General features: G+C 54.5%; 24 protein-coding genes. 19 read left to right on the forward strand and 5 right to left on the reverse strand.

Features of this window, described 5'->3' with window-relative positions:
* Nucleotides 1-135: 135 nt before the first annotated feature.
* Together ACWIUF_RS05725 and ACWIUF_RS05730 are read right to left on the reverse strand one after the other, a co-directional pair.
* Nucleotides 136-1,431: a P-loop NTPase fold protein gene (locus ACWIUF_RS05725; protein ID WP_448571327.1), complete on the reverse strand. Its 1,296-nt coding sequence runs from the start codon at nt 1,429-1,431 to the stop codon at nt 136-138.
* A gap of 106 nt (nt 1,432-1,537) precedes the next feature.
* Entirely contained in the window at nt 1,538-2,809 is a 1,272-nt protein-coding gene (locus tag ACWIUF_RS05730; RefSeq protein ID WP_448571328.1) for a HetZ-related protein, read from the reverse strand.
* A 516-nt stretch (nt 2,810-3,325) separates the two neighbouring features.
* Here ACWIUF_RS05730 and ACWIUF_RS05735 point away from each other — a divergent pair.
* Nucleotides 3,326-3,583, forward strand: coding sequence for a chlororespiratory reduction protein 7 (locus ACWIUF_RS05735; RefSeq protein WP_448571329.1), 258 nt, complete (start codon nt 3,326-3,328; stop codon nt 3,581-3,583).
* Nucleotides 3,584-3,645: 62 nt separating this feature from the next.
* On the opposite strand, the gene xseB is transcribed toward ACWIUF_RS05735, so the two are convergent.
* Entirely contained in the window at nt 3,646-3,912 is a 267-nt protein-coding gene (gene xseB, locus ACWIUF_RS05740) for an exodeoxyribonuclease VII small subunit (protein WP_448571330.1), read from the reverse strand.
* Between the two features lie 207 nt (nt 3,913-4,119).
* On the opposite strand from xseB, the gene ACWIUF_RS05745 reads away from it, so the two are divergent.
* From ACWIUF_RS05745 to ACWIUF_RS05755, 3 genes are all read left to right on the forward strand, one after another.
* A complete protein-coding gene (locus ACWIUF_RS05745; RefSeq protein ID WP_448571331.1) occupies nt 4,120-4,863 on the forward strand; it encodes a class I SAM-dependent methyltransferase in 744 nt (247 codons plus the stop codon).
* Nucleotides 4,864-5,003: 140 nt separating this feature from the next.
* The gene (gene crtE / locus ACWIUF_RS05750; protein ID WP_448571332.1) at nt 5,004-5,951 is read left to right on the forward strand and encodes a geranylgeranyl diphosphate synthase CrtE; all 948 of its coding nucleotides are present in this window, start codon (nt 5,004-5,006) and stop codon (nt 5,949-5,951) included.
* 84 nt (nt 5,952-6,035) lie between these two features.
* The gene (locus ACWIUF_RS05755; protein WP_448571333.1) at nt 6,036-6,494 is read left to right on the forward strand and encodes a divergent PAP2 family protein; all 459 of its coding nucleotides are present in this window, start codon (nt 6,036-6,038) and stop codon (nt 6,492-6,494) included.
* 124 nt (nt 6,495-6,618) lie between these two features.
* Here ACWIUF_RS05755 and ACWIUF_RS05760 read toward each other — a convergent pair whose 3' ends face one another.
* Nucleotides 6,619-7,689, reverse strand: a complete 1,071-nt coding sequence (locus ACWIUF_RS05760) for a tetratricopeptide repeat protein (protein WP_448571334.1) — start codon at nt 7,687-7,689, stop codon at nt 6,619-6,621.
* A 468-nt stretch (nt 7,690-8,157) separates the two neighbouring features.
* On the opposite strand from ACWIUF_RS05760, the gene ACWIUF_RS05765 reads away from it, so the two are divergent.
* A complete protein-coding gene (locus ACWIUF_RS05765) occupies nt 8,158-9,765 on the forward strand; it encodes a B12-binding domain-containing radical SAM protein (RefSeq protein ID WP_448571335.1) in 1,608 nt (535 codons plus the stop codon).
* 134 nt (nt 9,766-9,899) lie between these two features.
* On the opposite strand, the gene hisIE is transcribed toward ACWIUF_RS05765, so the two are convergent.
* Complete coding sequence (gene hisIE, locus ACWIUF_RS05770; protein ID WP_448571336.1) at nt 9,900-10,541, reverse strand: bifunctional phosphoribosyl-AMP cyclohydrolase/phosphoribosyl-ATP diphosphatase HisIE; 642 nt, start codon at nt 10,539-10,541, stop codon at nt 9,900-9,902.
* Between the two features lie 96 nt (nt 10,542-10,637).
* On the opposite strand from hisIE, the gene ACWIUF_RS05775 reads away from it, so the two are divergent.
* The 14 genes from ACWIUF_RS05775 (at nt 10,638) to ACWIUF_RS05840 (ending at nt 25,446) form a co-directional block, all read left to right on the forward strand.
* The gene (locus ACWIUF_RS05775; RefSeq protein ID WP_448571337.1) at nt 10,638-11,183 is read left to right on the forward strand and encodes a glutathione S-transferase family protein; all 546 of its coding nucleotides are present in this window, start codon (nt 10,638-10,640) and stop codon (nt 11,181-11,183) included.
* Nucleotides 11,184-11,220: 37 nt separating this feature from the next.
* Nucleotides 11,221-12,222, forward strand: a complete 1,002-nt coding sequence (locus ACWIUF_RS05780; RefSeq protein WP_448571338.1) for an alpha/beta hydrolase — start codon at nt 11,221-11,223, stop codon at nt 12,220-12,222.
* Nucleotides 12,223-12,632: 410 nt separating this feature from the next.
* A complete protein-coding gene (locus tag ACWIUF_RS05785; protein WP_448571339.1) occupies nt 12,633-14,153 on the forward strand; it encodes a GMC family oxidoreductase in 1,521 nt (506 codons plus the stop codon).
* A 68-nt stretch (nt 14,154-14,221) separates the two neighbouring features.
* Nucleotides 14,222-14,614 (forward strand): nuclear transport factor 2 family protein, encoded by a 393-nt coding sequence (locus ACWIUF_RS05790; RefSeq protein WP_448571340.1) that lies wholly within the window; start codon nt 14,222-14,224, stop codon nt 14,612-14,614.
* A gap of 161 nt (nt 14,615-14,775) precedes the next feature.
* On the forward strand, nt 14,776-15,180 hold the full coding sequence (locus ACWIUF_RS05795) for an ester cyclase (protein ID WP_448571341.1): 405 nt from the start codon (nt 14,776-14,778) through the stop codon (nt 15,178-15,180).
* Nucleotides 15,181-15,390: 210 nt separating this feature from the next.
* Nucleotides 15,391-16,032, forward strand: coding sequence for a DJ-1/PfpI family protein (locus tag ACWIUF_RS05800; protein WP_448571342.1), 642 nt, complete (start codon nt 15,391-15,393; stop codon nt 16,030-16,032).
* Between the two features lie 167 nt (nt 16,033-16,199).
* Nucleotides 16,200-16,640: a VOC family protein gene (locus ACWIUF_RS05805; protein WP_448571343.1), complete on the forward strand. Its 441-nt coding sequence runs from the start codon at nt 16,200-16,202 to the stop codon at nt 16,638-16,640.
* A 232-nt stretch (nt 16,641-16,872) separates the two neighbouring features.
* A complete protein-coding gene (locus tag ACWIUF_RS05810; protein ID WP_448571344.1) occupies nt 16,873-18,690 on the forward strand; it encodes an AGE family epimerase/isomerase in 1,818 nt (605 codons plus the stop codon).
* A 160-nt stretch (nt 18,691-18,850) separates the two neighbouring features.
* Nucleotides 18,851-19,183 carry an anti-sigma factor antagonist gene (locus tag ACWIUF_RS05815; RefSeq protein ID WP_448571345.1) on the forward strand — a complete coding sequence of 111 codons (333 nt, stop codon included), beginning with the start codon at nt 18,851-18,853 and terminating at the stop codon, nt 19,181-19,183.
* Between the two features lie 27 nt (nt 19,184-19,210).
* Entirely contained in the window at nt 19,211-21,328 is a 2,118-nt protein-coding gene (gene glgX / locus ACWIUF_RS05820) for a glycogen debranching protein GlgX (protein ID WP_448571346.1), read from the forward strand.
* Nucleotides 21,329-21,470: 142 nt separating this feature from the next.
* Nucleotides 21,471-21,791, forward strand: coding sequence for an STAS domain-containing protein (locus ACWIUF_RS05825; protein WP_448562827.1), 321 nt, complete (start codon nt 21,471-21,473; stop codon nt 21,789-21,791).
* A 656-nt stretch (nt 21,792-22,447) separates the two neighbouring features.
* Nucleotides 22,448-22,879, forward strand: a complete 432-nt coding sequence (locus ACWIUF_RS05830; protein ID WP_448571347.1) for an ATP-binding protein — start codon at nt 22,448-22,450, stop codon at nt 22,877-22,879.
* A 53-nt stretch (nt 22,880-22,932) separates the two neighbouring features.
* Nucleotides 22,933-24,585, forward strand: a complete 1,653-nt coding sequence (locus ACWIUF_RS05835) for a SpoIIE family protein phosphatase (protein ID WP_448571348.1) — start codon at nt 22,933-22,935, stop codon at nt 24,583-24,585.
* A gap of 3 nt (nt 24,586-24,588) precedes the next feature.
* Nucleotides 24,589-25,446 carry an SDH family Clp fold serine proteinase gene (locus tag ACWIUF_RS05840; protein WP_448571349.1) on the forward strand — a complete coding sequence of 286 codons (858 nt, stop codon included), beginning with the start codon at nt 24,589-24,591 and terminating at the stop codon, nt 25,444-25,446.
* The last annotated feature ends 137 nt before the right edge of the window (nt 25,447-25,583 follow it).

The raw sequence follows: 25,583 nt of genomic DNA on the forward strand, positions 1-25,583 counted from the left end.
CCCCTAGGATGACCCTCACCCCAACCCCTCTCCCTCAGGGAGAGGGGCTTACAACCTTGATTTTCTATGGCTCCCCCTCGCCCAGATTGGGAGAGGGGGCCGGGGGGAGAGGGCATTCGGGAATACTGCATACACCTAAACCGCTAACAAATTCCGTCGCCGCAACAAATCCACCACCACCGGATGCACGTCATACCACAAATCATCATTGCGATACTCCAGCACATACAACCCATGCAGCAAAATCAAAAACTCCGGATCGGTAATTTCAACGGGTTCCGCCCGCTCATAGGTCGTCACCAAAATCCGATAGCGACTTTCCCCCAACGAGGCCGCAAAATCATTACGAATATCCCGCAACGCCAACGCCAAAATCTCATCGCTAATTTTAATTTCCGTCAAGTCCGGATCACTGCGCAACTTCAACAAACACTGGGAACAACAAGCCCGCGCAATCCGTACCAACTCCCGCACCACCCCGCCGCTGCTTAACACGATCTTCTGCGCCGTTTCCGGTTCCAGCAAATTTTCCGGCAACCGTCTTTTCAACACTTCCAAAAACACATTCACCTTCTTCTCTAAGGGCACCGCCGCCGGATCATGACGGTTTGCCTTCGTGAAAAACTTCGCCACCTCCATCTGCTGAATCGGACTGCCCGCCGCCGTCTGCAAAATCGTGCGTAATTCAATATCCCGAATCACTGAAATTGGAATCGTAAACACAATCCGGATATGGGGTTGAAACAGGGCATTGATATTATTCTTATAAATATCCTCAACCAATCGCCAATCCAACTTATCCAGATCATCAATAATCACCAACACTTCTCGCTGGGTCGCCTTCTGAATCCAGCGGGCAATTTCATCAATCTTTTGCACCAACTCACTGATCCGCCGTTCATAGGTGCGCTTAATCTCCTCCCGAAACGTTGATTCCGACTGCAACTTTGCCGTAATCAACTTGAGAATATCGCCCCCCACCCCCAACTGGGACTTTAGATCTTGAGTCGCCACCGTCGATTGGGTCGTAATCAACCAATTGAGGATCGCATCCTTCGTTTTCTCTGGAATCTCAACCCTTTGCTTCGTCGCCGCACTCAGTAACCGCACCGAGATCGCATACAAAATATTGACATGATCCACCGCCGACATCTCAATCATGTCCGCGATCGAGAAAAACACAACAAAATGATGATTCTCCCGCATCTTATGGGCTAACCGCGCCAACAGCGTCGATTTGCCACAGCCCCGATGGCCCGCAAACACCACCTTCCCATCTACTGGCGCATCTTCCAACACCTGCTCCAACCGCGCCAACGTATCGCCGCCATACTCCACCCGAAACTTCTCGATTTCCTCCTTCGTAAATAACGGAAACAAATCTAAATTTCGATAGGCTTCGCGATAGATTTCTAACAGGGGCCGGTTCATAACTACCCGCGATCGTTGATTCACCCCCATCATACTACCGCCAGCCCGTGGGCGATCGCGGCCCCAGCCAGCCTCGCCCCCAGCCGCTCACGCCTCACGCTTCCCCTCACGCTTCCTTGGAACCCCCCGACAATGGATTATTGCGGGCCTGCCATGCCAACTCCAGAATCCGATACCAGCGTTTTTGGGCCTGCTTGGGCGTGCATTTAACCGCCTTCGCGATCGCCTCATCGGTAGCGTGCTGTTGCTTCATCTCCAACAAGGTGCGTTGTTCCGGCGTTAACTGGTCCAAAAAAGCTTGCCATTGGGCCGGAGCCATACCTAAATTCTGATCTAAATCGGCACCCAACCATTGATGCACCAACTGCCATTGATGGGAACGGGCAAATTTTTCCACATGGTACTTAAACCGCTGTTGCAAATAATCCCGTTGCCGCGCTGTGAGGCCCAAAATGCTGTCAATTTCCGGGGCTGATAGATCTTGCAACTTCAACACCAAATAATCAACACAATCAGATTGACCTTGGGATTGCAGGTATTGGATTAACTCGGTCACAACGCGATCGCGCAGCACCCCCTCGGCCAAATCCACCGCATCCGCCACCATCTGTTCCCGCACCTGATGCACCACCGCCGAACGGCTATGACCTTCACTTTCCTCCCGCTTCGGTGACTTCATCGCTAATTCAAAATCGAGCGTCGCTTCCAGGGGTTGGCGACGGGCGAACCCCTGGGCACGAAGGACAATCAACTGCTGGCTATTGCGACCGGGGAGGGCAATGCGCCGCTTCGCATAATGTTCCGTAAACGCCATGTATTCCGCCAGTTCCAACTGGGTGCGGGGGCTGTAGTCCACCGCCAGTTCATTCTCCCGCCGGAAAACCTTCAGGGCCTCCATATAGAACCCTTGTAGGAAATCCTCAATCAGCGCATGGCGGGCCTGGAACCCCAATTTGAGATGCATGGGGGCAATATGACGATAGACGATCGTACTCAACGTACTGTGCAATTCCACCCGCCCCTGCTGCGAACCGAGGCGATAGTAGCTGAGGCACTTGTGGAGACGGTGCCGTGCCAAAGTTAACTGCCAGGTTTGCACTTCGCCAGAGGTTTGAATGCGATCGCTTTTCTGACAGATGCGATCGACTTCCTTGGCAATGCGGGTGACCACGGCTTGGCCCGTGCGCGATCGCACTTCGGCCTGCAATTCCTGGAGCAATAGATCGCCAAGTTCCTGCAAATTCAGACCAGAAACGGGTTCTGGTGGGGGGGCGGCGGCTGTGGCCCCTGGGGTGGCGGGATCATTCGGGTAGAGGACCCTAACTTCACTGGAACCTTGGCCTTGGGAGCCAGGGGAATTGGCTGATTTAGTATTCATCGTATCGCCTGTGGTAGATCTGCACCTTGTTTGAAGGCAACCTAGCTAGCGGACCCTGTCGTTAGGATCGGCGGGTTAGCGGGTGCCCCATTCACCTGTTGTCTCCTACGTTAAAGCTTGCGGCATCACCCCTAAGCGCCCAGTGTGTCACTCTTTAAATTAACCTCGATCGCGGGTCGATGACGGGCATTCTTTGTCCGATCAGCCCCCACCCCACCCCGTCCTCGCCAAACCCAGGCGGGCTGGGCGTTGAGCATCCATACTGTAGGGGAGCGACTTCCCCCTGACAACAGGCCCATACCCATCAGGGATGGACACTCTGCTAACTGACTCACCCCAGGTGGGTTACCCCATGTATGGAGCGTGTCGGCCCCGCAAGGGCAGAGTGCAGTACCTGAGTACAGCCAATCCGGTACCCCCCTGATCGCGATCGGCCCGATTGTCCTACCCACCCACCAAAGCACCTAACGCCAAGGGGTACACTAGGACCTGCGTACCGAATCGTCATTTGCCCCCATGCCTGATCCCATTCTGTATCAAGAAGACTATTACGTCGTGCTGGAGTCCGATCGTCCAGAGGAGTTTTTAACCGCAGCGGCCATGCTGGAAAAACTCAAAGCTGTCCTCGCGGCCAACCCAGACCATATTTCCCCTGATGTGCAACGCTTCCCGACGATCGCGGAACAGGCCCAGTATCTTTTCAATACTGCCTGTGAATTCGACCTAGGGCCAGGGAAATATTTGCAGTGGTACGCCGTGCGGCTGGAAAAATAGTTTTTAGCGATCGTGGCAGGTGTGGTTAGCGATCGTGGCAGGCGGGACGCCTACCCCACAAGTCAGGCATCTTCCAAGGTTTCAATCAGTAAATCGACTTCCTGCTGCTTTTGCTCAAGAAACGTTTGGCAGCGTTGTAACTGCTTCACCGCCGTCGCAAATTCCGTAAACACATCCGCTAGCTCCAACTGACCCGACTCAATGCGGGCCACGATCGCTTCCACTTCGGTCACCGCCTCTTCATATACCCAGTCGCCCTGGCCATCTACCAGGAGATCACCCTGGATCAAATCGGTCGCTGCCGGAGATTTTGCGGGTTTCTTCGCCATAATTGCTACGGGGTCGATCGCCCTGCTTCGGATGACAAGGCTGCTTACCACATCATCAATTATACGGGAGGGATATCCCCCACCAGTGGTACCTTAAGGATGCACTCAGGATGCACAGCGGCACTGTTGCCGGTGGTTGAACGCCCTGAAAAGGCCCTGAAAAGGCCCTGAAAACATCTAGCAAGCGACACCGCAAGCGGCAAACGTATGGCAGATTCGCAAAAGCCCGATTCACAGAACCTCGAACAACCCCTCGACTACGAAGCCGCCTGGGATCAGTATGGGCGGCAGTGGCGGCAATGGCACCCGAACCAAGCCCATGCGGGGGATGAGTGGACCGGGGAGGGCGCGGGGGCGGCCAAATCGCTGGCGGAATACGAGAGCCTGATCGAGCGGGAATTTATTGCCCCCTATATTGCGCCCACCGATACGGTGTTGGAAATTGGTGTGGGTGGGGGCCGGACGGCCCGTATCCTGCGGCAATACTGTCAACAGTTGGTGTGTGCTGATATTTCCAGCCAAATGTTGCAGGCTACCCGCGATCGCGTGGGCGAGGATGGCGTTACCTACGTCAAGCTGGATGGTAAAACCCTGGCGGGTATTGCACCGGGCACGATCGATGTTTGTTTCTGTTACGACACGATGGTGCATCTTGAACCCCGCGATATTTTTAATTACCTGACCCAGATTCCGGCGTTGATGCGAGGCAAACGCCTGTGCCTGTTCCACCATGCCAATACCCTGAGTGAATTAGGCTGGCAAAAATTTCTGAGCGAATGGCAATACAACCTCATGGGTCGGCACCAGGGGACGGCTTTCTCGGTGATGACCCCAGCGCTTATGGAGCGCTTCCTGTCCCACCTGGGTTATACCGTCCAACATCAAGAACTGACCCTCGTGCCACGGGATTGCGTGTGGATTTGCCAAGCACCTGTCCCCCCCGGCGAATGAAGGCAAATGAAAGGGACACTGGCGCGTACAATGTGATGCGTACCGGTGACGTGTACAGGATGCGTACCCGTGCTGCGTACAATTGGGGATGGCTAAGGTGAGTTGGCCCCGATGCTTGAAGATGAGTTGGTAGGAACGGGATGGTAGCAGCAAATAACCCACATATCCAGACAGAGACTGCCGATCAGGCCCTAACCCTAGAGGCTTTTGATCTCAAAACCTACTTGGCCGATCGCAAGCGTCAGGTGGAAGCGGCTTTAGAGCTGGCCGTTCCCCTCACCTACCCAGAAACCATCCACGAAGCAATTCGGTACTCGCTTCTGGCCGGGGGCAAACGCCTGCGCCCCATCCTGTGTTTGGCCAGTTGTGAACTGGTGGGCGGCACGATCGCCCAGGCTATGCCCACCGCCTGCGCCCTGGAAATGATTCACACCATGTCGTTGATCCACGATGACCTGCCCGCGATGGACAATGACGACTACCGGCGGGGGCGGCTGACCAACCATAAAGTCTATGGGGAAGCGATGGCAATTCTAGCCGGGGATGGCCTGCTAGCCCATGCCTTTGCCTGGGTGGCCCAACAGACCCAAAATGTGCCTGCCGATCGCGTGGTCGAAGTCCTGGGCCGATTGGGCCAAGCCGCCGGGATCGGGGGGTTGGTCAGTGGTCAGGTGGTGGATCTGGAGTCGGAGGGTCGCCCGGATGTCACCCTGGAAACCCTGCACTATATCCACACCCACAAAACCGCTGCCTTGCTGGAAATCTCGGTGGTGTCCGGGGCGATTCTGGGCGGGGCCGATCGCGACACGGTGCAGCGCCTCTCCCGCTATGCCCAAAACATTGGACTGGCCTTCCAAATTATTGACGACATCCTCGACATCACCTCCACCCAAGAGGCGCTAGGAAAATCGATCGGTAAAGATGTCCAAGCCCAAAAGGTCACCTATCCCAGTCTGCTAGGTATAGAGGAATCCCAACGTCAGGCGCAACAACTGATTGACGAAGCTAACGCCCAACTGGCTGACTTTGGCCCAGCGGCCCAACCGCTCCTGGCCCTGGCCGAGTTTATTACGGCTCGTAAACATTAATCCTGTACGCTGGAAGTGAGGGCTGGGGGCGACTTCGCCTGTGGCCCTGGCTGGACCGCTGAACACAGTGTGGTGAATCACTTGATGGGGAGACTGCTCGAACTCAATACGCTGTTTGATAACCGGGTCTTGCTGGTATCATTGGCGGCCTGCTTCCTGGCCCAGGGCATTAAGTTCTTTGTCGATGTGGTCCAACAGCGCAAGGTCAATTTTCGTGTGCTGTTTGGCAGTGGTGGAATGCCCAGTTCCCATTCAGCCTTAGTGACCGCGTTAGCGGTTGGGGTCGGCCAAACCTTGGGGTGGGACAGTCCTGAATTCGCGATCGCCCTCATCTTTGCTATTATTGTCATGTACGATGCGGCAGGCGTCCGGCAGGCAGCGGGCAAGCAGGCCCGTATCCTCAATCAAATGATGGACGAGTTTTTCCAAACCCACGGGTTTAGCGAGGAGCGCCTGATCGAGTTATTGGGGCATACGCCGTTTCAGGTTATTGTCGGCGCTCTCCTGGGGGCAGTGATTTCCTGGTTTGCGGTCCCGGTTTGACCCAAGCTGAAGTTAGACAAAAAGGTGTCCCGCCATCCTACGCATCGTCCGTGGCCGGATAGCCGTCGCTAGCCTCCCATTTCAAGGTATGACTGAATTCAGATCGGCTTCTCTGTGGGCAGCCTCAGGCACTATCCTGCTGGTATTGAGCCGCCTTGGCATAATCCCCGATCGCGTGGCAATTGACCTGGAGACTCCCCAATGCCTGCTTCTCCACCCGCCGATCCTTCAACTCCCGCGCCAACAGAAGTCGCTGTTCATAGCAGGTAATCGCCTCGGCATATTGACCCATTGCATCGTAGGCCACCCCCATACTGCCCCAGGCTTGCTCTTCCATGCGGCGATCGCCTAGTTTCTGGGCAATCTCCTGACGCCGTTTTGCATAGGCAATCACCTGGGGATAATCATTCACCGAATAGCAAGCATTTTCTAGATTGCGAAGGATTTGCGCCTCCGTCCGCTCATCGCCACTGCTTTGGGCAATCTTCAGCCGCTCGGCATTGTAGGTGATTGTGCGATCGTAATCCCCCAGAGCATGATAGGTATTCCCCAAATTGCGGAGGACCTGCTTGGCTACCTGATGATCCTTGGATTCCTGGGCGATCTCTAAACTTTGCTGCTGATACAGCGTCGCCTTCTCCAGATCCCCCTGGACCTTATAGACGAGGCCCAGGTTATTCAGCGCGGCAGCCTCAGCCCGCTTGTCCTGAAGCTTGCGAGCGAGCATCAATGCCTTTTCCTGATAGGCGATCGCCTGATCCATCTGACCGAGGTGCCGAAACGCATTGCCCAATAATCCTAGTGCCTGACTCTCACTCCGAAAATCCTGAATATGGCCTGCTAACTCCAGTCGTTGCTGGGCATACTGCACCGCCTGTTCATAGTGCTTTAAGCCATAGCTGGCATTGCTCATCCCCCCTAGGGCCTTGAGCACTCCCCCAATGTCTTCCAGACTTTGGTATAGGGAAAGGGCCTGTTTAAACTGGCCTAAGGCTTCGGTAAACTGGCGGGTCTGTTGATAGTCCATCCCCTGCCGGAGGGATCGCTCTGCCTCATCACGCCGATGTCCTGCTTCAATATGGGCGATCGATTCCGTCCCCTGCAACTGGTGTAGCAAACGCAAGGCCGAGCGTCGCTCCCCGCCAGAGAAGTTGATCGTATTGCCTTCATATTGGTAATGAGCCGGGAAATTCATACTGACCCTCTTTGCCTCCCAAGGCTCTTGGCATCATTCCGACGGTAGAGACTTCCCCCAGGTAGAATAACAGATGTCACCCTAAGATTGTTCCTGTCGCAGCACGCTGGTGCGCAGAGCTTGCTAGGCGCAAAGCTTGGTATCCTGCTAGCCACTAGTGCCGTCAGAGTACCCTGAAGCTACTGCCATGATCATGAGGTCGCGATGGGGCTGTACATCGGATACGGGATTCTACTGAATAGGCTGTTGCTAATCGGGGAAAAAGCGCCTTGACGCACTTTTGATGCGCCCCAGCCTTGATCCCTGCTTTGGCTAGTATCAGCCATATCCTTGCCCCGCACCCAGCAGATGCTGATAACTGGCTTCTCTATTTTAAGGTTACCCCGCTTAAGGAGTGATTACGTCCGTAGATCTCGCAAAGATTCCCCTAAATATTAAGATATCTTAAAATATTCGCCCAACGCTCCCGTGATTTCACCTCCCTTTACGGCTGAACGCCTGCTCTTTACGCCCGCTAGTCCCGATCGTGATGCCTTGCCGATCGTCTTTGCCTTCCCGAACACCTACAGTGTGGGTATTACCAGTTTGGGGTATCAGGGGGTGTGGGCGATGCTGGCCCGTCGTCCCGATGTCCAGGTCAGTCGTCTATTTACGGATGCTGCTGAATCGCTGCCCCGTTCGCCCCGGTTGTTGGGCTTTTCCCTGTCCTGGGAGCTTGACTACGCCAATCTCCTGGATCTGTTAACCCAACTGGCGATTCCGTTACAGAGTTGCGATCGCACGGCTATCCATCCCCTGGTGTTTGGGGGCGGCCCTGTGTTAACGGCGAATCCGGAACCCTTTGCCGATTTCTTCGATGTGGTGTTACTGGGGGATGGGGAAGTGCTGATCCCGGCGCTGATTGATGCTTACCAGGCCGTGCGTGGGGAATCCCGCGCTCGTCAATTACACCACCTCGCCCAAGTGCCTGGTCTGTATGTGCCTAGTCTGTATGGTGTGACCTATGTCAGCCCCGACGGCCCGATCGCGCAAGTGACGCCGATCCATCCCGATATTCCAGCCCAAGTTGAAAAGCAAACCTATCGCGGCAATGCCCTCTTGGCTTCGACAGTTGTCACCCCCCTAGCTGCTTGGGAAAATATCTACATGGTCGAAGTGGTGCGCAGTTGCCCAGAAATGTGCCGCTTCTGTTTAGCCAGCTACCTGACGCTGCCGTTTCGGACCGCATCTGTGACCGAGAGTCTGATCCCGGCCATTGAACGGGGCCTACAAGTCACCGATCGCCTGGGCCTCCTAGGGGCTTCCGTTACCCAACATCCGGAATTTGATACGTTACTGGACTACCTCGATCGGCCTGAGTATGACCCGGTACGCCTCAGTCTGGCATCGGTACGCACCAATACGGTGACGGCGAAACTAGCCCGCACGCTGGTTAAACATGGGACCAAGTCAATTACGATCGCCGTCGAAAGTGGTTCAGCGCGGCTTCGCCAAATTGTCAACAAGAAACTCGACAATGATGAGATCATCGCGGCAGCGGTTCAAGCCCAAGCGGGTGGCCTCGGTGGCCTCAAGCTCTATGGCATGGTGGGTATTCCGGATGAAGAGATGGACGATCTCGAACAAACGGTGGCGATGATGCTCCGCTTAAAGCAAGCGGCACCCGGTCTACGCCTCACCCTTGGCTGTAGTACTTTTGTGCCGAAAGCCCATACGCCGTTCCAGTGGTGCGGGGTGAATCCCCAGGCGGAAAAGCGCCTAAAATTTCTGCAAAAACAACTACGTCCCCACGGTATTGATTTTCGCCCGGAAAGTTATAACTGGTCTGTGATTCAGGCGTTGATCGCTAGGGGCGATCGGCGTTTGGGCCGTTTGTTGGAACGGGTGCGCCACTATGGGGACAGTTTGGGTAGCTACCGCCGTGCTTTCAAGGCACTGCGGGGACAGATTCCCCCCCTGGAATGGTATGTGCATGAGCCGTGGTCTACGGCCCCGATTCTCCCCTGGAGCCATCTACAGGGACCACTGCCGATCGGAACTTTGGTGAAGCATTTGCAGGTATCGGGGGTGGCTTGATCACCGCAGCCCATGCGGGCACACGAACCATTGCGCAATCGGCCAACCTAACGAAACGTTAGGTTGGTAGTAACGATGTTCGTCGTTGCGGGTTAGAGCCAGTACTGCCAAGGTCGCCGGATCATGGCGCTGCACTAGCGTCGCCGTTCTTGCAGTTTGCGATAGACCGCCTTGAGATCCACCTGATGCTTGGCTAGGGCTACCAGCGTGTGGTAGAACAAATCCGCAACCTCCCCAGCAATCTGCTCCGGATCATCGTCTTTGCAGGCCATTACGACTTCCGCCGCTTCTTCGCCTACTTTTTTGAGGATCTTGTTATCGCCCCCGGCGAGGAGTTTGCTGGTATAGGAGTCGGGGTGAGGGTGGTCGCGGCGATCGCAGATGACCTGAAACACTTGTGATAAGGTGTCTGCTGGCGGTGGGGCCGTCGTGCCCTCGATTTGGTGGAAGCAGCTCCGCTGCCCCGTGTGGCAAGCAATATCACCAATCTGTTCGACCGTGACCAGGAGGGCGTCGCTATCACAGTCGTAGCGAATCGTTTTCACCTGTTGGATATGGCCGGAGGTCGCTCCTTTGGGCCACAGGGCCGATCGCGATCGACTCCAGAACCAGGTTTGTCCCGTTTCCAGGGTTTTTTGTAATGACGCCCGGTTCATCCAGGCCATCATCAGGACAGTGCCGTCGAGATAATCCTGCACGATCGCGGGGATAAGGCCCTGGTCGTTATAGCGAATTTGGTCGAGGGGAATGGCTGAGGCCAGGGAGACAGATGACATGGTTGCTGGGGATGATTCGCTGTATGGTGCGGCTAAGACGGTATCTTGGTGTTAAGGCAACCCCTACTTGCCCAGATCCCTTTCAGCCTAATTACCATGCTAAAACTTTACGGTGCGGTTCGCAGTCGTTCGGCCATTGTGCAGTGGTACCTAGAGGAATACCAGATTCCCTACGAACGGGTGATGCTGGATATGCAGACGGGGGAGCATCGCCAACCTGCCTATTTAGCCATTAACCCGATCGGGAAGGTGCCCGCGATCGAAGATGATGGGTTCATCCTCTGGGAGTCGGGCGCAATTCTGCTCTACCTAGCGGAAAAATATGGCCATCTCCCCACGACCTTACCGGAGCGGGCGATCGCGACCCAGTGGGTGCTCTATGCCAATGCGACCCTCGGACCCGCCCTGTTTATTGAGGCCAATCGGGAGCGGGAAATCCCCAAGCAGTTGCCGGCGCTCGATCGCATCCTGGCCCAGCAACCCTTCTTGTTGGGGGAGGCGTTTAGCGTGGTGGATGTGGCCGTTGGCTCCATGCTGATCTACGGTACCACCTTGCTGAAGTTGGACTTTAGTCCTTACCCCGCGATCGTTGAGTATGTGACCCGCCTAGCGGAACGGCAACAACGGGCACTGAACGGATAGGGCCGCGATCGCGCACATAGTAGGAGGCTGACGAGAGATGTTATTTATTACCAACCGGGTCTTTAACGAGGGACCCACCCCCCTCACCCAAAATGGCACGTTCCAAATCCCGCGATCGCTCACCTTTGCCCTGCAAAATAATCAAGCAGAACAGTCGGTTTATTTCTGTCAGCGACGACGCGAAAATGATTATCGGGAAATTGGCAATCGTGCCTTTTTTACCGCCATCAAGGAAAGCCCGGTGGAGCAGATTTTAATCTACATTCACGGTTTTTCCAACTTTCCAGAATCGGCAATTTTCCGGAAAACGGCTGAACTACAACGCTTGTTTAATCAAAAATCACCCAATGCCGTATTGGTGATCCCGATCATTTGGCCTTGTGGTAATAACGTAGGGCTGGTGCGGGATTATTTTGACGATCAGAAGTCAGCCGACGCCAGTGATATTGCCTTTATGCGCCTACTGGAAAAATTCCTGGAATGGCGACAGCAGAATAGTACCCTCCAAAACCCATGCCTGAAGTGGATCAATGTTCTCGCCCATTCAATGGGGAATCGGGTGTTGCGGGGTGCCCTCAGTCGGGCGGCAGGTTATTACCAAGTGGGGGGGATTCCCCAGATTTTTCGCAATGTGTTTATGGCAGCGGCAGATGTGATGAATGAGGCCCTCGAACCCGGTCAGGAAGGCCACCATATTCCAGATGCCGCCCGGAATGTGGTGGTTTACTATGCAGCCGATGATTTAGCCTTGCGGGCCAGTAAGGTGGCCAATGTGGGGAATATGATTGCCTCGCGCCGACTGGGGCATACGGGACCGGAACGAATGGCGGTGGTGCCCCGTAATGTCTATGCGATCGACTGCGATGACTTCAACAATCGCTACGATTCCCCAACGGGACATGGCTATTTTGGTGCGGACCCCAGCGGTGCCCCCGGTTTGTTATTCGATCACATGTGGGAGTGTATTCGCACTGGGCGGGTGCCCATGAATCCAGCCAATGCGCGGACCACGATCTTGAATAGTCGCTTCTGGCTCTAACCTGGGCAGGGTTGACTGGGTAAGCCTGGGGAAATCGGCGGCTCTGTCTCAACGCTGGGGTTTCCTGGCTGCCCCCTGCCCCTACCTATGCGCCCAGGGCGATCGCGTAAATAGCTGAAAGAAAAGTAAAAATTCTCCCATACCGTGCCAATTGTCTGGATAATCCTTCTATTAGCGCTATCCCAGTTTGGAATTCTGCCTGTTGAGCAATGGCTGTGCTGATCACCGCATGGCCTTGGTCCACTAACCCATCCAGCCTGCTGGCGGGCCAGTGTTCGTGTCCACCATCCTACCGCCAGCCCCTTGGCCAGTGATTGAGGGTGGGGTGAAGTGGCTACCTGTGATTGTGACCTGCCATTGCGTCTAAAAATTGCGTCGAAAAACGGACCCATTTATCCTGGAGACTCTGCATGAGCAAGTACGATTTCGTCATTGTTGGGGCAGGGGCCGCGGGTTGTGTGCTGGCAAACCGCCTGAGTGCAGACGAGAATGTCAAGGTCTTACTGCTGGAAGCGGGTCCCCGCGATCGGGATGCCAATATCCACAGCATGGATGGGTTTACAAAACTGTGGGGGTCCGATCTCGATTGGAAATTTATGACTACGGAGCAACCTGCCCTGGGCGATCGTCAAATTTTGATTAACCAAGGGCGGGTGCTTGGGGGCAGTTCCGCCATCAATGCCATGATGCACGTGCGGGGCAATCCGCGTAATTTTGACTATTGGAATTATCTGGGCAACGAAGGCTGGAGTTATGCCGATGTGTTGCCCTACTTCAAAAAAATTGAAGACTTTGAGGGCGGCGCGTCGGACTACCACGCCACGGGCGGACCCATGAGTGTGCGCTATTGCCCCGATCCCGACTGTCGATCGGAACCCTTTCAAGCGGCAGCGGTTGAAGTTGGCTTTGCGGGTCCTCACTGGGATTACAACGGTCCACAACAGGAGAATGGTGCCGGTTATCTGCAATTTAACATTACGCAAACTGGCCAGCGCCACAGCGCCGCCGATGCCTATTTGACGCCGATCCAATCGCGATCGAACCTGACCCTGATCACAGAGGCGATCGTCATCCAAATTGGGGTGAAAAATGGCAAAGCGACGCATGTGCAATACCAGCACAATGGCCAGTCCCACACTGCCGAAGTGAACCAAGAGATTATTCTCTGTGCGGGAGCTTTTGTCACCCCCAAGCTATTGCTTCTGTCCGGGATTGGGCCAGCAGAACTGCTGCGATCGCACAGCATTGATGTGGTGGTGGATCTCCCTGGGGTTGGCCAAAACCTACAAGATCACTTGCAACTGCCCGTGGTCTATCGATCGCAGGCCGACTTACCCAATCCAAAACTCCTGACGGGAAATGTGATTTTTGTGCGCACCCGTGATGGGATGAGTGCGGCCCCCACCGATCTGCAACTCAATTTCACCCCAGCGGCTCCGGGGCCTCTGCTGCCCGTTCTGCCCGACTTTGGGGGGCCGGTCTGCATTTTCCTGCCGATTTTGATTCAGCCCCAAAGTATTGGGTCCGTAAGCCTGCGATCGGCGATTCCCGATGATCCGCCTGTGATCAATCCCAACTATCTGCAATGTCAGACGGATGTAGACGTGTTCAAAAAAGCCTTGGAAATTATCCGCGCGATCGCCCATGCCCCCGCCTTCACGTCGGTCTATAGCGGTGAAATGGTGCCCGGTGACATGGACCTGGAAACCTACATCCGGGGGAATGTGTCTACCCTCTGGCATCCGGCGGGAACCTGTAAGATGGGACGAGATGCCCTCGCGGTGGTCGATCCCCAACTGCGGGTTTATGGGGTCGAAGGCCTGCGGGTTGGTGATGCCTCGGTGATGCCGGCAGTGACCAGTGGTAACACCCATGTGCCGGTGTTGATGATTGCGGAGAAATTAGCGGATCTCATCCGATCGGGTGATTAAGCTTTTCCGAAACTGTGCGATCGTGGCTTGATTTCTAGAATGGGTACTTTAACGTTGACAAGGAAGCTATGAAAAACGTTCCCGATACCGCTCTCGGTAAAATGTACCGCGAACACATCGAGTTAATCCTGAAAAAGGATATCGAGGGTTTGCTGGGTCAGTATGCTGAGGATGCAATTTTGATCAGCAGTTTTGAGAAGACGCCCAAGTATTTCCAGGGTCACGAAGAACTGAAAAAACACTTCGATGGCATTTTGGGAATCGAGGATTTGGAAACGGAAATTGCCTTTTGGGCTGAGACGGAAAATCCGACAACGCTGATGGTGACTGAGATTATTACCCTGACGGCGGGAGGTCAAAAGGCCAATATGCGATTTGCGGATAGCTGGGTGCTGGAGGATGGCAAGATCAAGATTCATTTTGCCGGGATGGTGCAGTATCCAGATGGTTCGTTGGCCTAGAGTTTGTCTGAGGTTCTTAGCTTCCTTGTGCCAATTCAGGAATGTGCTAGGAACCACTAAGGCACCAAGTACACTAAGGGCCACCAAGCGTTGACTTTTATAGTTTTCTTGGATCGCCAGTTGATTTGCTCCAAGTTGATTTATCCCAAGAGGAATTAGTCATGTCCGATCCCGTTTTGAATGCTGTCAACAACTTCTACATTGCCTACAACGAAAATAAGCTGGAATTGCTCGATGAGATTCTTGCACCGGATTATGCTGCCCATGTCAACACTGCCGAAATTAATGGAGCTGAGTCAGCTAAGGGTTTTATGGGCCATTTCCTGACCACCTTCCCCGATGCCCACTACAACGTCCATGATCTGATTCGCAGTGCCGACGGCGATAAGGTTGTCACCCGCTGGACCTGTACGGGCACCCATCAGGGAGCCTTTGCCGGTATTGAACCCACGGGAAAATCAGTCACGATGATTGGGATTACAATCTTCAAGATTGTCGATGGCAAAATTGCGGAACTTTGGGGCAATTGGGATGTCGCCGGACTCTTGGGCCAGTTGAAGGGTTAATGATCGGGCTAATTTGCTAACGCCAAATGGGCGGGACATCTCCGATCACGGTACCGTTTCCGCCCTAACTATACTCGCTCAACTTCTGCTGGCATCTCTTCAGGCATCTCATCTTTTTATAAAAATTATCAATCTTCTGGAATTGACACTGTTAGATTGAGCGTGAGGTCAGTGTGGCAACTCGCAATACACGTATCGGAGGCGTAAGGCGTGAGACTCCAGGGTAAAAAAATTGCCGTTTTGATTGAAAGTGATTTTTATGAACCAGAAATCTGGTACTACCAGCGGCGGTTTCCAGAGGAGGGGGCTGAAGTTCATTTCCTCTCGCGTCTTTGGGGCCAACCCAGTCTGACATTTAAGGGACACGAATTTTCGGCCCCGTTTGAGTGTCACGAGAGCTTTGAAGATATGGATGATGAGCAGTTGCGCAGTTATGCAGCCATCATTGTTCCAGGGGGCATGGTCTCCGATCGTCTGCGCTATAGCGAAGATGTCAATAAACTGCCTCCGGCTACCCAGTTTCTCCAACGTGCCTTTGCCGAACGGGGAATTCTCAAGGGTATTATTTGTCATGGGATGTGGTTAGTGGCCTCGGCACCGGAGTTGGTTCGGGGGCGCAAGGTCGTGGTCCACAATAACCTGGTGGGGGATGCCCGCAATATGGGGGCTATTTACACCGATCAAGATGTGGTGGTTTGGCAGGATTTGGTCACGGGACGCACAGCGGGGCACTGTCATTTATTTGCCCGCAAAATTATTGATATTCTGGCTGATACCAGCCAAAATACAAACGGTCAAGGGATGCCTGCCCTCGCCCCCCAAGCCAGTAGTCATTTGATCTCGGCAGGTTAAGCAACCTCGACGGGTTAAGGTTTGTCGAACTTGGTTTACGGCTACTTCCCGGTCCCGCTGTTATTCCCCGATCCGGTTCGCCTGCATTTTCCCGAATTTCCGCCTGCCTGTTCACTGGCATTGTTGATTTAGCCTTTTCTGGATTTGACGCAAGGAGCAGACTGTCAATGGCTTCATTAGAGTTTTCGCAAGTTGCCCTTACCTGTAAAGATCCGATCGCGACGGAGAAATTCTACACCAAATACTTTAATTTCAAGCGGGCACGGGTGGCCCCTCTGCCCGATGGCGATCAGATCGTGTTTATCAAACTTCAGGGCAGTGAGTTTTACTTTGAACTGTTTCAGGCGAAGGAAGAATCCCCGGTTCCTCCACCTACTAACGATGGCCCTCAATATCCCGGTGTGCGACAACTTGCGTTCAAGGTGGATGATGTCGATGCCAAACTGGCGGAAATGGGCGATGATGCCAAAATCACCCTAGGGCCGTTAAATTTTGATGACTATATTCCTGGCTGGCGCACGGTTTGGATCAGCGATCCCGATGGCAATATTGTGGAAATCAGCCAGGGCTTTACCGATGAGGAGAATCCGCCGCCTTTGGAAGCTTAATCAAAACCCGTTGAGGCGGTCTTTTGTCTACTGGTGGCTATGCTGGGCGGGTTCATGCAGTTTATCTGTTTCCCCGCAAGGTTTTCTAATAACCCGCCCCTACGAGGTTGACTGTATGAGATTAACTGAACCCGATCGCTCGAACCCGATTCACTGAACTCGATTGACCGATCGCTCGGATATCCCCCGTTGCTTGCCCATCTACCCTTAATTTACTAAGGAGTCTTTCCCTATGACGACGGTCCAGTTTCCCTTTTCTGACACGATCGCCGGTTACGTGACCCAGTTTGATCAGGCCAGCGATCGCTTTGGCTTGAAAACGTCGGATGGGCGGGAATTCCAGTTGGCCCTGAGTCCGATGACCTTTGCCAAGTTGGTGCAAAACCTGGATGAACCCTATCCCGATGCCACGGGTTCCATGCGATCGATGCTGGTGCCGGGTCGCTATCTCTTTGCCTATGGCGTGTTTTACCCCGACAGCGAAGTTTTTGATTGCAAGCAAATTGTTTTTGTGGGACGCACCGAGAAAGACTTTGTGTTTGAGCGGCCTAGTTGGTGGGTCGAGCAGGTGGCATCCCTGGCGAATTTTTACCTGAAGGCTCAATTTGGGGGTGGTGAAATTGACTACCGCGAGTACCGCACCTCCCTAACCCTATCGGGGGAAAAACTCCTCGATAATTTCCGGCAGGAAACTGATACAATATCACGGCTGGTTTATGGGTTTGCCACCGCCTATTTGATGACCGGCAACGATCGCTTCCTGGAAGCAGCGGAAAAAGGTACCGAATACCTGCGTGCCCACATGCGCTTTGTGGATTTAGACGAGGGCATTGTCTACTGGTACCACGGCATTGACGTGAAAGGCGATCGCGAACAAAAGATCTTCGCCTCGGAATTTGGCGATGACTACGACGCAATTCCGGCCTACGAACAAATCTACGCGCTCGCGGGTCCGATCCAAACCTACCGCGTCACGGGCGATCCTCGCATTCTCAGTGATGCCGAACTGACCATCAAACTCTTTGACGACTTCTTCCTGGATAAAACCGAGTACGGCGGCTACTTCTCCCACCTCGATCCCGTTACCCTCGACCCCCGCAGTGACTCCCTAGGGAACAACAAGGGCCGGAAAAACTGGAACTCCGTCGGCGACCACGCGCCTGCTTATTTGATTAACCTCTGGTTAGCCACGGGCGAAGAAAAGTACGCCAAGATGCTGGAATATACCTTTGACACGATCGAGGCCCGCTTCCCCGACTACGAGCATAGCCCCTTCGTGCAAGAGCGCTTCTACGAAGACTGGTCCCACGACACCACCTGGGGTTGGCAGCAAAACCGCGCCGTCGTCGGCCACAACCTCAAGATTGCCTGGAACCTGATGCGCATGAACAGCCTCATGGCCAAGGACAAATACGTGGCGCTAGCCGAAAAGATTGCCCAAATCATGCCTGACGTGGGCAGTGATCAACAGCGGGGCGGCTGGTACGACGTGGTGGAACGGCTGCTCGAGCCGGGCCAAAAACACCACCGCTTTGTTTGGCACGATCGCAAAGCCTGGTGGCAACAGGAACAATCGATCCTGGCCTACTACATCCTGACGGGCGTCCTGGGCAACGACGAATACCTGCGACTGGCCCGTGAAGCCGCCGCCTTCTACAACGCCTGGTTCCTGGACACCTCCGACGGTGGCGTTTACTTCAACGTCTTGTCCAACGGGTTACCCTACCTAGCCGGGGGCAACGAACGCGGCAAAGGCAGCCACTCCATGAGCGGCTACCACTCCACCGAACTGTGCTATCTCGCCGCCGTCTACAGCAACCTGCTGCTCAACAAACAGCCAATGGACTTCTACTTCAAACCCCGTCCCGACGGCTTCCCCGATCGCATCCTGCGGGTCTCCCCCGACATCCTCCCCACTGGCAGCATCAAAATCGGCCAATGCTGGATCGACGACGAACCCTACAGCAACTTCGATGCCGCTGCCCTAACCGTCAATCTACCCGATAGCGAACACGCACTACGCGTCAAAGTGCAAATTGTCCCCATCTAAAAACCCTTCAGCCCCCCCAAAACACGCTGAACCCCTTAGACACCAAGCCACTCCCCCTTAGTGCCCCCTTCGCGCCCTTCGTGTCTTCGGGGTTCAAACCAACCCTAACCACCCGCCAACCCATAAAGACGATCGTCGCATTGGTGCAGGAGAGACCAAAATGGACATCCAAGTCAAAGAAACCCAAGGCATCACCGTAGCCACCATCAGTGGCGATGTTGATGGCAGCACCGCCGCCACCCTCCAGGAGCAGATCCTCCCCCTCGCCCAAGCAGGCAGCAAAATCCTGCTGGACATGAGCGCCGTCCCCTATATGTCCAGCGCCGGCCTGCGCATGTTGCTATCCCTCTACCGCAAAGCCACCAGCGTCGAAGGCAAGCTAGTGTTGGTGGGCCTCTCGGAAGAAATCCTCGATACCATGTCGATCACCGGGTTTCTCGACTTCTTCACCACCTGCGATACGGTAGACGCTGGGATGGCCGCATTGCAGTAAGCAGTTGCCGTAAGGAAAACAAAACTAATGGAACGGGTTGACATTCATCCAACACACCAGCACGGTAACTTCAAACTGCGGGTAGGACGGCCCTTACCCTTTGGGGCCACCCTCGTACCGGGCGGTGTGAATTTTTCCATTTTTTCAAGCGTTGCCACCGGTTGCACCCTGGTGTTATTCGAGCGCCACGCCCTCAAGCCAATGGCCGAAATTCCCTTCCCCGAAGAGTTTCGCATTGGTAACGTGTTCGCCATGATCGTCTTTGGGCTGGACTACGAAAACATTGAGTATGGCTACCGCATCGCCGGTCCCTACGATCCTCCCGCCGGGTTCTGGTGCGATCCCAGCAAAATTGTCATGGACCCCTACGCCAAGGTGATCGGCGGTCGAGATGTGTGGGGGAAAACGCCCAATTGGGATGATCCCTACCAGCATCGCGCCCGCCTCGCCTTTGATGATTTTGACTGGGAGAACGATCGCCCCCTGGAAATTCCGCCAGAGGATCAGATCATCTACGAAATGCACGTGCGCAGTTTCACCCGCCATCCCTCTGCGGGCGTCAAACACCCCGGCACCTTTGCGGGCATTATCGAAAAAATCCCCTACCTGAAGGAATTGGGGGTGACCTCGATCGAACTCATGCCCATTTACGAGTTCGACGAATTTGAAAACTCGCGCCCCAGTCCTACCACGGGGGAAACCCTCTATAACTATTGGGGCTACAGCACCGTCGGTTTTTTCGCCCCCAAAGCGGGTTATGCCGCCACGGGTAAATTCGGGATGCAGGTAGACGAGTTAAAAAACCTGATCAAACAACTGCATAAAAACGGCATTGAAGTCATCCTGGATGTCGTTTTCAACCACACTGCCGAGGGCAACGAGAAAGGTCCCGTCATCTCCTTCCGGGGGATTGATAACAAGACCTACTACATGCTGACCCCAGAGGGCTATTACTTCAACTTCAGCGGTTGCGGCAACACGTTGAACTGTAATAACCCGATCGTCCGCAATATCGTTCTCGATTGTCTCCGCTACTGGGCAGCGGAATACCACATCGACGGCTTCCGGTTTGACCTGGCCTCCATCCTGGGCCGGGACCCCTGGGGTGCCCCCCTGTCCAACCCCCCCCTGTTGGAGTCCCTCGCCTTTGACCCCATCCTGGCCCGTTGTAAACTCATTGCCGAAGCCTGGGATGCCGGGGGCCTGTACCAAGTCGGCACCTTCCCTGCCTTTGGGCGCTGGGCGGAGTGGAATGGGAAATATCGTGATACCGTGCGGCGGTTTCTGAAGGGGGATGCTGGCACGATCGGGGACATGGCCCAACGGCTGCAAGGTTCACCGGATTTGTACGCACGGGCCGGTCGTGCCCCCGCCACCTCAATTAACTTCATCACCGCCCATGACGGCTTCACCCTCTATGACCTAGTGAGCTATAACAGCAAACACAACGAAGCCAACGGCGAAAATAATAACGACGGCTCCAACGACAACGAAAGCTGGAACTGCGGCGTCGAAGGCGAAACCGATGATCCCGGTATCATCGCCCTCCGTCAACGCCAGATGCGCAACGCAATGGCGATGCTCCTGGTCAGCCAGGGGGTTCCCATGATCCTCATGGGCGACGAAGTTGGACGGACCCAGTACGGGAATAACAACACCTACTGTCACGACAACGAACTTAACTGGCTCGACTGGGGGCTGTTGCAGAAAAATGCCAACCTATTCCGGTTTGTCAAACACTGCATTGCCTTCCGGCGTGCCCATCCCGTCCTGCGCCACCGGGAGCATTTCCGCAACCACGACTACGTGGGCAGCGGCTACCCCGACATTAGCTGGCATGGCACCCAAGCCTGGCACGCAGACTGGTCCCCCACTAGCCGCGCCTTGGCCTTCATGCTCTGCGGCAAACACGCCAAAAACGGCAGCGCCCCCGACGATTTCATCTATGTCGCCATGAATATGTACTGGGAAGCCCTCTGGTTTGACCTGCCCCTACTTCCCGTCGGTCTTCAGTGGCACGTCTTTGCCAACACGGGCGTCGCGGCCCCAGGGGACAGTTGCGAACCGGGCCAGGAACCTGCTCTCGCCGACCAAAAGGGCCTACTCTTGGGCGATCGCACTGTGGCCATCCTCGTTGGGCGCTAACCCCCCAAACCCAAAGACCTTTAGATTCCCTAGATCCGCGATCGGCCTCCCCCGTTCATTCAGTCCCCACCGACCACCTAAAATCTAAAATCCAAAATCCAAAATCCCCCTCATTCACACCTACCACAAGAAGGATAAATCTATGCCTTTCAGCACGACGATTACCACCGCAGGCGACACCGCCACCATCACCCTCAGCGGTGAACTCGATGCCAGTTCTGCCCCCCAGTTCAAGGCCGAAGTGGAGGAAGCAGCGAGCCAGGGCGCGAAGAAGCTAGTCCTCATGATGCAGGATTTGGAATACATGGCCAGTGCGGGCCTGCGGGTGTTGATCTTCGCGAAACAGAAGATGGGAGCCGATACCGATATCTATCTGGTGGGGACCCAGGAATTGGTTAAGGAAACGATCGAGAAAACGGGTTTTGACCAGAGTGTCTATATGGTGGATACCTACGAGGGTTAAACCGTGTCTTGTGGGGTAGGCATCCTGCCTGCCCATTCTCTAGAGGCATCCTGCCTGCCTATTGCCATTCTCTAGAGGTTCCACTCACTGAACAGATTAATGCCACTAGCAGGTGATTCTACTGACAGTCGAGAGGGTTATTCCACGGATGGCTAAACCGGTTTCCACTGGCAGCCGAGAGGGTATTCCACTGGCAGCCGAGACGGCTACCCCACGGATGGCCAAGCTGCTTTCCACTGGCAGCCGAGAGGGTTATTCCGCTAGCAGCCAAGCTGGCTACCCCACACTGATTGAGCGATCGCTAGACTGTTATGTCTTTGGTAAAAGCGGGAATTCTAAAGTTAGCGCCTCTGGGCATTGCCACTCAGAGGACCGATAGCGGCAAGTCTTCCCATCGGTTTAAGCACCGATACCCAGGCATGAAACACCGTGCCAACGAGAAACTTACCGTTTATCCGCAGGGTCGCAAACTCGTAGAATAGGCCGATTCGCCCGTCCATTCCCAATCATTTAATGGGATGCTAGGACAAATCGCAACGCCATTCGCAGGGCGATCGCGGTTTTCCCGGAGTACGAACTGTCATCGACAGCGGCAAGCGGCCTATTCCTTTTCTTCTGTTTCCTGTCAATGCCCTTATATCCCTGGCGAACCAGCAATGGAACCTTTATCAGTCCCCGGTGTTCTAGACTCGCTCGGCGAAATCGCGAACTATATCATGGCTGCGGCTAAAGAGGCCGGTCTAGAGAAAAAGCCCGCCTACAACCTGCGGCTAGCGGTTGATGAGATAGCGACCAATATTATTGTTTATGGCTACCAAGGGGGAGATGCTGAGCGGAAGATCGTGGTGTATGCGACGATCGATGAGCAAACCCTCACCGTCATTCTGGAAGACACGGCTCCCAAGTTTGACCCTACCCAGCAGGAGTTACCCGATACGGATGATCTGAACCAGCCCCTCAGTGAGCGCCCAATTGGAGGCTTAGGGGTGTATTTAGCTGTGCAAGGGGTCGATCAGTTTCAATATCGGCGGTTACACGATAAAAATCACAACATTTTTGTGGTGAATCGAACCCCACCCCCCTCCTAATCGTTGCCTATTCTTCCCTGGTTACGCGTTTTGCCCTTACCCATAGGCGCCCTATGACTTTTGTGATTGATTCTTTGTTGGTTGTTGATGCGCAGGAACTCAGCCAAACCCAGTTATGCCAGTGTCTTGCTGATTGGGGATATCAGGCGATCGCGGCGGTTGATCTCGCAACAGCATTGCATGAGGCCCAACAGCACCCCCTGCGCCCCATCCTGCTGAACCTGAACACCAGTAGGGAACTTGGGCAGTCGCTGCTAGGGCAACTTCAAAGCCTGCCGGGGCTGGAAATTACCCCCGTGATCCTTTTGGCTACGGCGGATACCCTCGCCACCTTTGCCTGGGAGCAGTCCCCCCATGTGGTCGATTACTTCACTGAGGCGATCGCGACCCCGGCCCTGCAAACTCGTCTACGCTTTACCCTGGCCAAACTCCAGCAATCCCAGCAAGCAGCCGAACAAGCGTGGCAAACGCAGCAATTATTTCAGAACCTGATTGACAATCTTCCCGTTGCTGTCTTTTGGAAGGATCGGCAGTCAGTTTATCTGGGCTGTAATCAGATTAATGCCAATATCCTGCAACTGGATTCCCCTGCCGCACTGGTGGGCAAAACTGACTACGATTTGTCGGTTGCGGCTGATGTCGCTAACCTGTTTCGTGAACTCGATCAGCAAGTCATGGAGGCTGATACCTCTCAATGCGAAATTGCTGAGGTGCTGGAGCAAGCAGATGGCCGCCATAACTATACGACCAGCAAAATTCCCTTCCACGATCGCTGGGGAAATGTCGCAGGCTTGCTGGGGATTTGTGAAGATATCACCGCCCGCAAAAAAGCCGAAGAAGCCCTCCGGGAAACCGAAAAGTACGAGCGTGATGTTCACATTGGTCGCCAAATCCAGGCCGACTTTTTCCCCAAGATTTTGCCCAATTTACCCGACTGGGAAGTGGCGTTTCACTTTTCCCCCGCCCGCGAGGTGGCCGGTGACTTTTATGATACCTTCCCCCTGATTCATGGCTGGGCAGGATTTGTCATTGCTGATGTCTGCGATAAGGGCGTGGGGGCAGCCCTGTTTATGGCCCTGTTCCGCAGTTTGATTCGATCGTTCACCGAAACCAATACCTCTATCACCTGGGATGATGTTATCTACTATGCCGATGACAAGCCCTTAACAGAAGGTGCCCAGCGTCGTCGTCGCCAGCGAGCTTCGCCATCGATCGCGGAAACTGCCCTTACCAAGGGTATTGGCCTGACCAATAACTACATCGCCACCACCCACAGCGAAACCAATATGTTTGCAACGACCTTCTTCGCTGTCTTGGACCCGGCCACAGGCATCCTGAAGTACATCAACGGTGGCCATGAACCCCCAGTAATTCTGGGGCGGGAGGGCACGATTAAATGTCGGCTCAAGCGGACCGGTCCCGCCGTGGGCATGATTCCCAATGCCAAATTCAAGGTTGAGGAAATCCAGCTAGAGCCAGGAGACACGCTCATTGCCTATACCGATGGTGCGACGGATGCCCGAACCCCAACCGGAGAACTCTTCTCGGAGCAACGCTTGTTTAGTGTGATTGAGGAAGGTTATGCGCCCGTGGGGCGAATTCTCGATCGCATCGTCACCCGCCTGCGCAACCACATTGCCGATGCAGATCAGTTCGATGACATTACAATGTTGGGAGTGCAATGGTCACCGCTAGATAAGGAATAGGGCATGAGTTTTGGTCTCCTGGATGTCTTCTGGATTGTCTTCTGGATTTTCGTCATCTTGATCGCGCTCCAACCCGTTTTACAACGCCAGGGTATTGAATTTCTGCGCTACCAGGCGATCCACGAGTTTGAGAAGCAGCGCGGGAGCCGGGTGATTTTGCTGATTCACCGCCAGGAATCGATTAGCCTGCTGGGAGTTCCCCTATCGCGATTTATTAGCATTGAAGACTCAGAACAAATCCTGCGGGCCATTCGCCTGACACCGCCCGAAATCCCGATCGACCTCATCCTGCATACCCCCGGCGGGTTAGTGTTAGCCACAGAACAAATTGCACGGGCACTCATTCGCCATCCCTCAAAAGTGACTGTCTTTGTGCCCCATTACGCCATGAGTGGTGGCACGATGCTGGCCCTAGCAGCGGATGAAATCATCATGGATGAAAATGCGGTTTTGGGTCCCGTTGATCCGCAATTGGGGAACTTCCCTGCCGCCAGTATTCTCAAGGTTTTGGAAGAAAAACCGATCAGTGATATCGATGATCAAACCCTGATCATGGCCGATATTTCCCGCAAGGCCATCCAACAGGTCCAAGCTTTTGTGCGCACCTTGTTACTGGACGATATTCCGCGTCCCAAAATTGCCCCCGACAAGATTGACAGCGTGATTGAGGAACTGACCACGGGCAAGATCACCCACGACTGTCCGATCCCCGCAGAACGGGCCTTAGCTTTGGGGTTACCCATCACAACGGGCCTGCCCCGCAGCATTTATAACCTAATGGATCTCTATCCCCAACCGGGAAGTCGGCGGCCCAGCGTGCAATACATTCCCACCACCTATGAGCCGGATCTGGTTAAATAGCGCAGCAGGAGACATGGGGGCTACCCCGTTGGTTTCGATCGGCGGCCAGTCATCTGTAAAGCTAAGCGACTGATGCCCACCGCGCCAACTGAGGCAACCCTAGTCGCCAGAAAAATAAATTCGACCCAGTTTGTAGT

It is taken from the genome of Trichothermofontia sp. (assembly GCF_053493415.1).

Excerpts from the sequence above, each read along its gene's own strand:
- ACWIUF_RS05830 (WP_448571347.1), top strand. The coding sequence starts at position 22,448 with ATGGAACCTTTATCAGTCCCCGGTGTTCTAGACTCGCTCGGCGAAATC.
- ACWIUF_RS05745 (WP_448571331.1), top strand. The coding sequence starts at position 4,120 with ATGGCAGATTCGCAAAAGCCCGATTCACAGAACCTCGAACAACCCCTC.
- ACWIUF_RS05755 (WP_448571333.1), top strand. The coding sequence starts at position 6,036 with ATGGGGAGACTGCTCGAACTCAATACGCTGTTTGATAACCGGGTCTTG.
- ACWIUF_RS05780 (WP_448571338.1), top strand. The coding sequence starts at position 11,221 with ATGTTATTTATTACCAACCGGGTCTTTAACGAGGGACCCACCCCCCTC.
- ACWIUF_RS05735 (WP_448571329.1), top strand. The coding sequence starts at position 3,326 with ATGCCTGATCCCATTCTGTATCAAGAAGACTATTACGTCGTGCTGGAG.
- ACWIUF_RS05795 (WP_448571341.1), top strand. The coding sequence starts at position 14,776 with ATGTCCGATCCCGTTTTGAATGCTGTCAACAACTTCTACATTGCCTAC.
- ACWIUF_RS05775 (WP_448571337.1), top strand. The coding sequence starts at position 10,638 with ATGCTAAAACTTTACGGTGCGGTTCGCAGTCGTTCGGCCATTGTGCAG.
- ACWIUF_RS05835 (WP_448571348.1), top strand. The coding sequence starts at position 22,933 with ATGACTTTTGTGATTGATTCTTTGTTGGTTGTTGATGCGCAGGAACTC.
- ACWIUF_RS05840 (WP_448571349.1), top strand. The coding sequence starts at position 24,589 with ATGAGTTTTGGTCTCCTGGATGTCTTCTGGATTGTCTTCTGGATTTTC.
- ACWIUF_RS05730 (WP_448571328.1), bottom strand. The coding sequence starts at position 2,809 with ATGAATACTAAATCAGCCAATTCCCCTGGCTCCCAAGGCCAAGGTTCC.
- crtE (WP_448571332.1), top strand. The coding sequence starts at position 5,004 with ATGGTAGCAGCAAATAACCCACATATCCAGACAGAGACTGCCGATCAG.
- ACWIUF_RS05785 (WP_448571339.1), top strand. The coding sequence starts at position 12,633 with ATGAGCAAGTACGATTTCGTCATTGTTGGGGCAGGGGCCGCGGGTTGT.
- xseB (WP_448571330.1), bottom strand. The coding sequence starts at position 3,912 with ATGGCGAAGAAACCCGCAAAATCTCCGGCAGCGACCGATTTGATCCAG.
- glgX (WP_448571346.1), top strand. The coding sequence starts at position 19,211 with ATGGAACGGGTTGACATTCATCCAACACACCAGCACGGTAACTTCAAA.
- ACWIUF_RS05825 (WP_448562827.1), top strand. The coding sequence starts at position 21,471 with ATGCCTTTCAGCACGACGATTACCACCGCAGGCGACACCGCCACCATC.
- ACWIUF_RS05805 (WP_448571343.1), top strand. The coding sequence starts at position 16,200 with ATGGCTTCATTAGAGTTTTCGCAAGTTGCCCTTACCTGTAAAGATCCG.
- ACWIUF_RS05760 (WP_448571334.1), bottom strand. The coding sequence starts at position 7,689 with ATGAATTTCCCGGCTCATTACCAATATGAAGGCAATACGATCAACTTC.
- ACWIUF_RS05815 (WP_448571345.1), top strand. The coding sequence starts at position 18,851 with ATGGACATCCAAGTCAAAGAAACCCAAGGCATCACCGTAGCCACCATC.
- ACWIUF_RS05725 (WP_448571327.1), bottom strand. The coding sequence starts at position 1,431 with ATGAACCGGCCCCTGTTAGAAATCTATCGCGAAGCCTATCGAAATTTA.
- hisIE (WP_448571336.1), bottom strand. The coding sequence starts at position 10,541 with ATGTCATCTGTCTCCCTGGCCTCAGCCATTCCCCTCGACCAAATTCGC.
- ACWIUF_RS05810 (WP_448571344.1), top strand. The coding sequence starts at position 16,873 with ATGACGACGGTCCAGTTTCCCTTTTCTGACACGATCGCCGGTTACGTG.
- ACWIUF_RS05790 (WP_448571340.1), top strand. The coding sequence starts at position 14,222 with ATGAAAAACGTTCCCGATACCGCTCTCGGTAAAATGTACCGCGAACAC.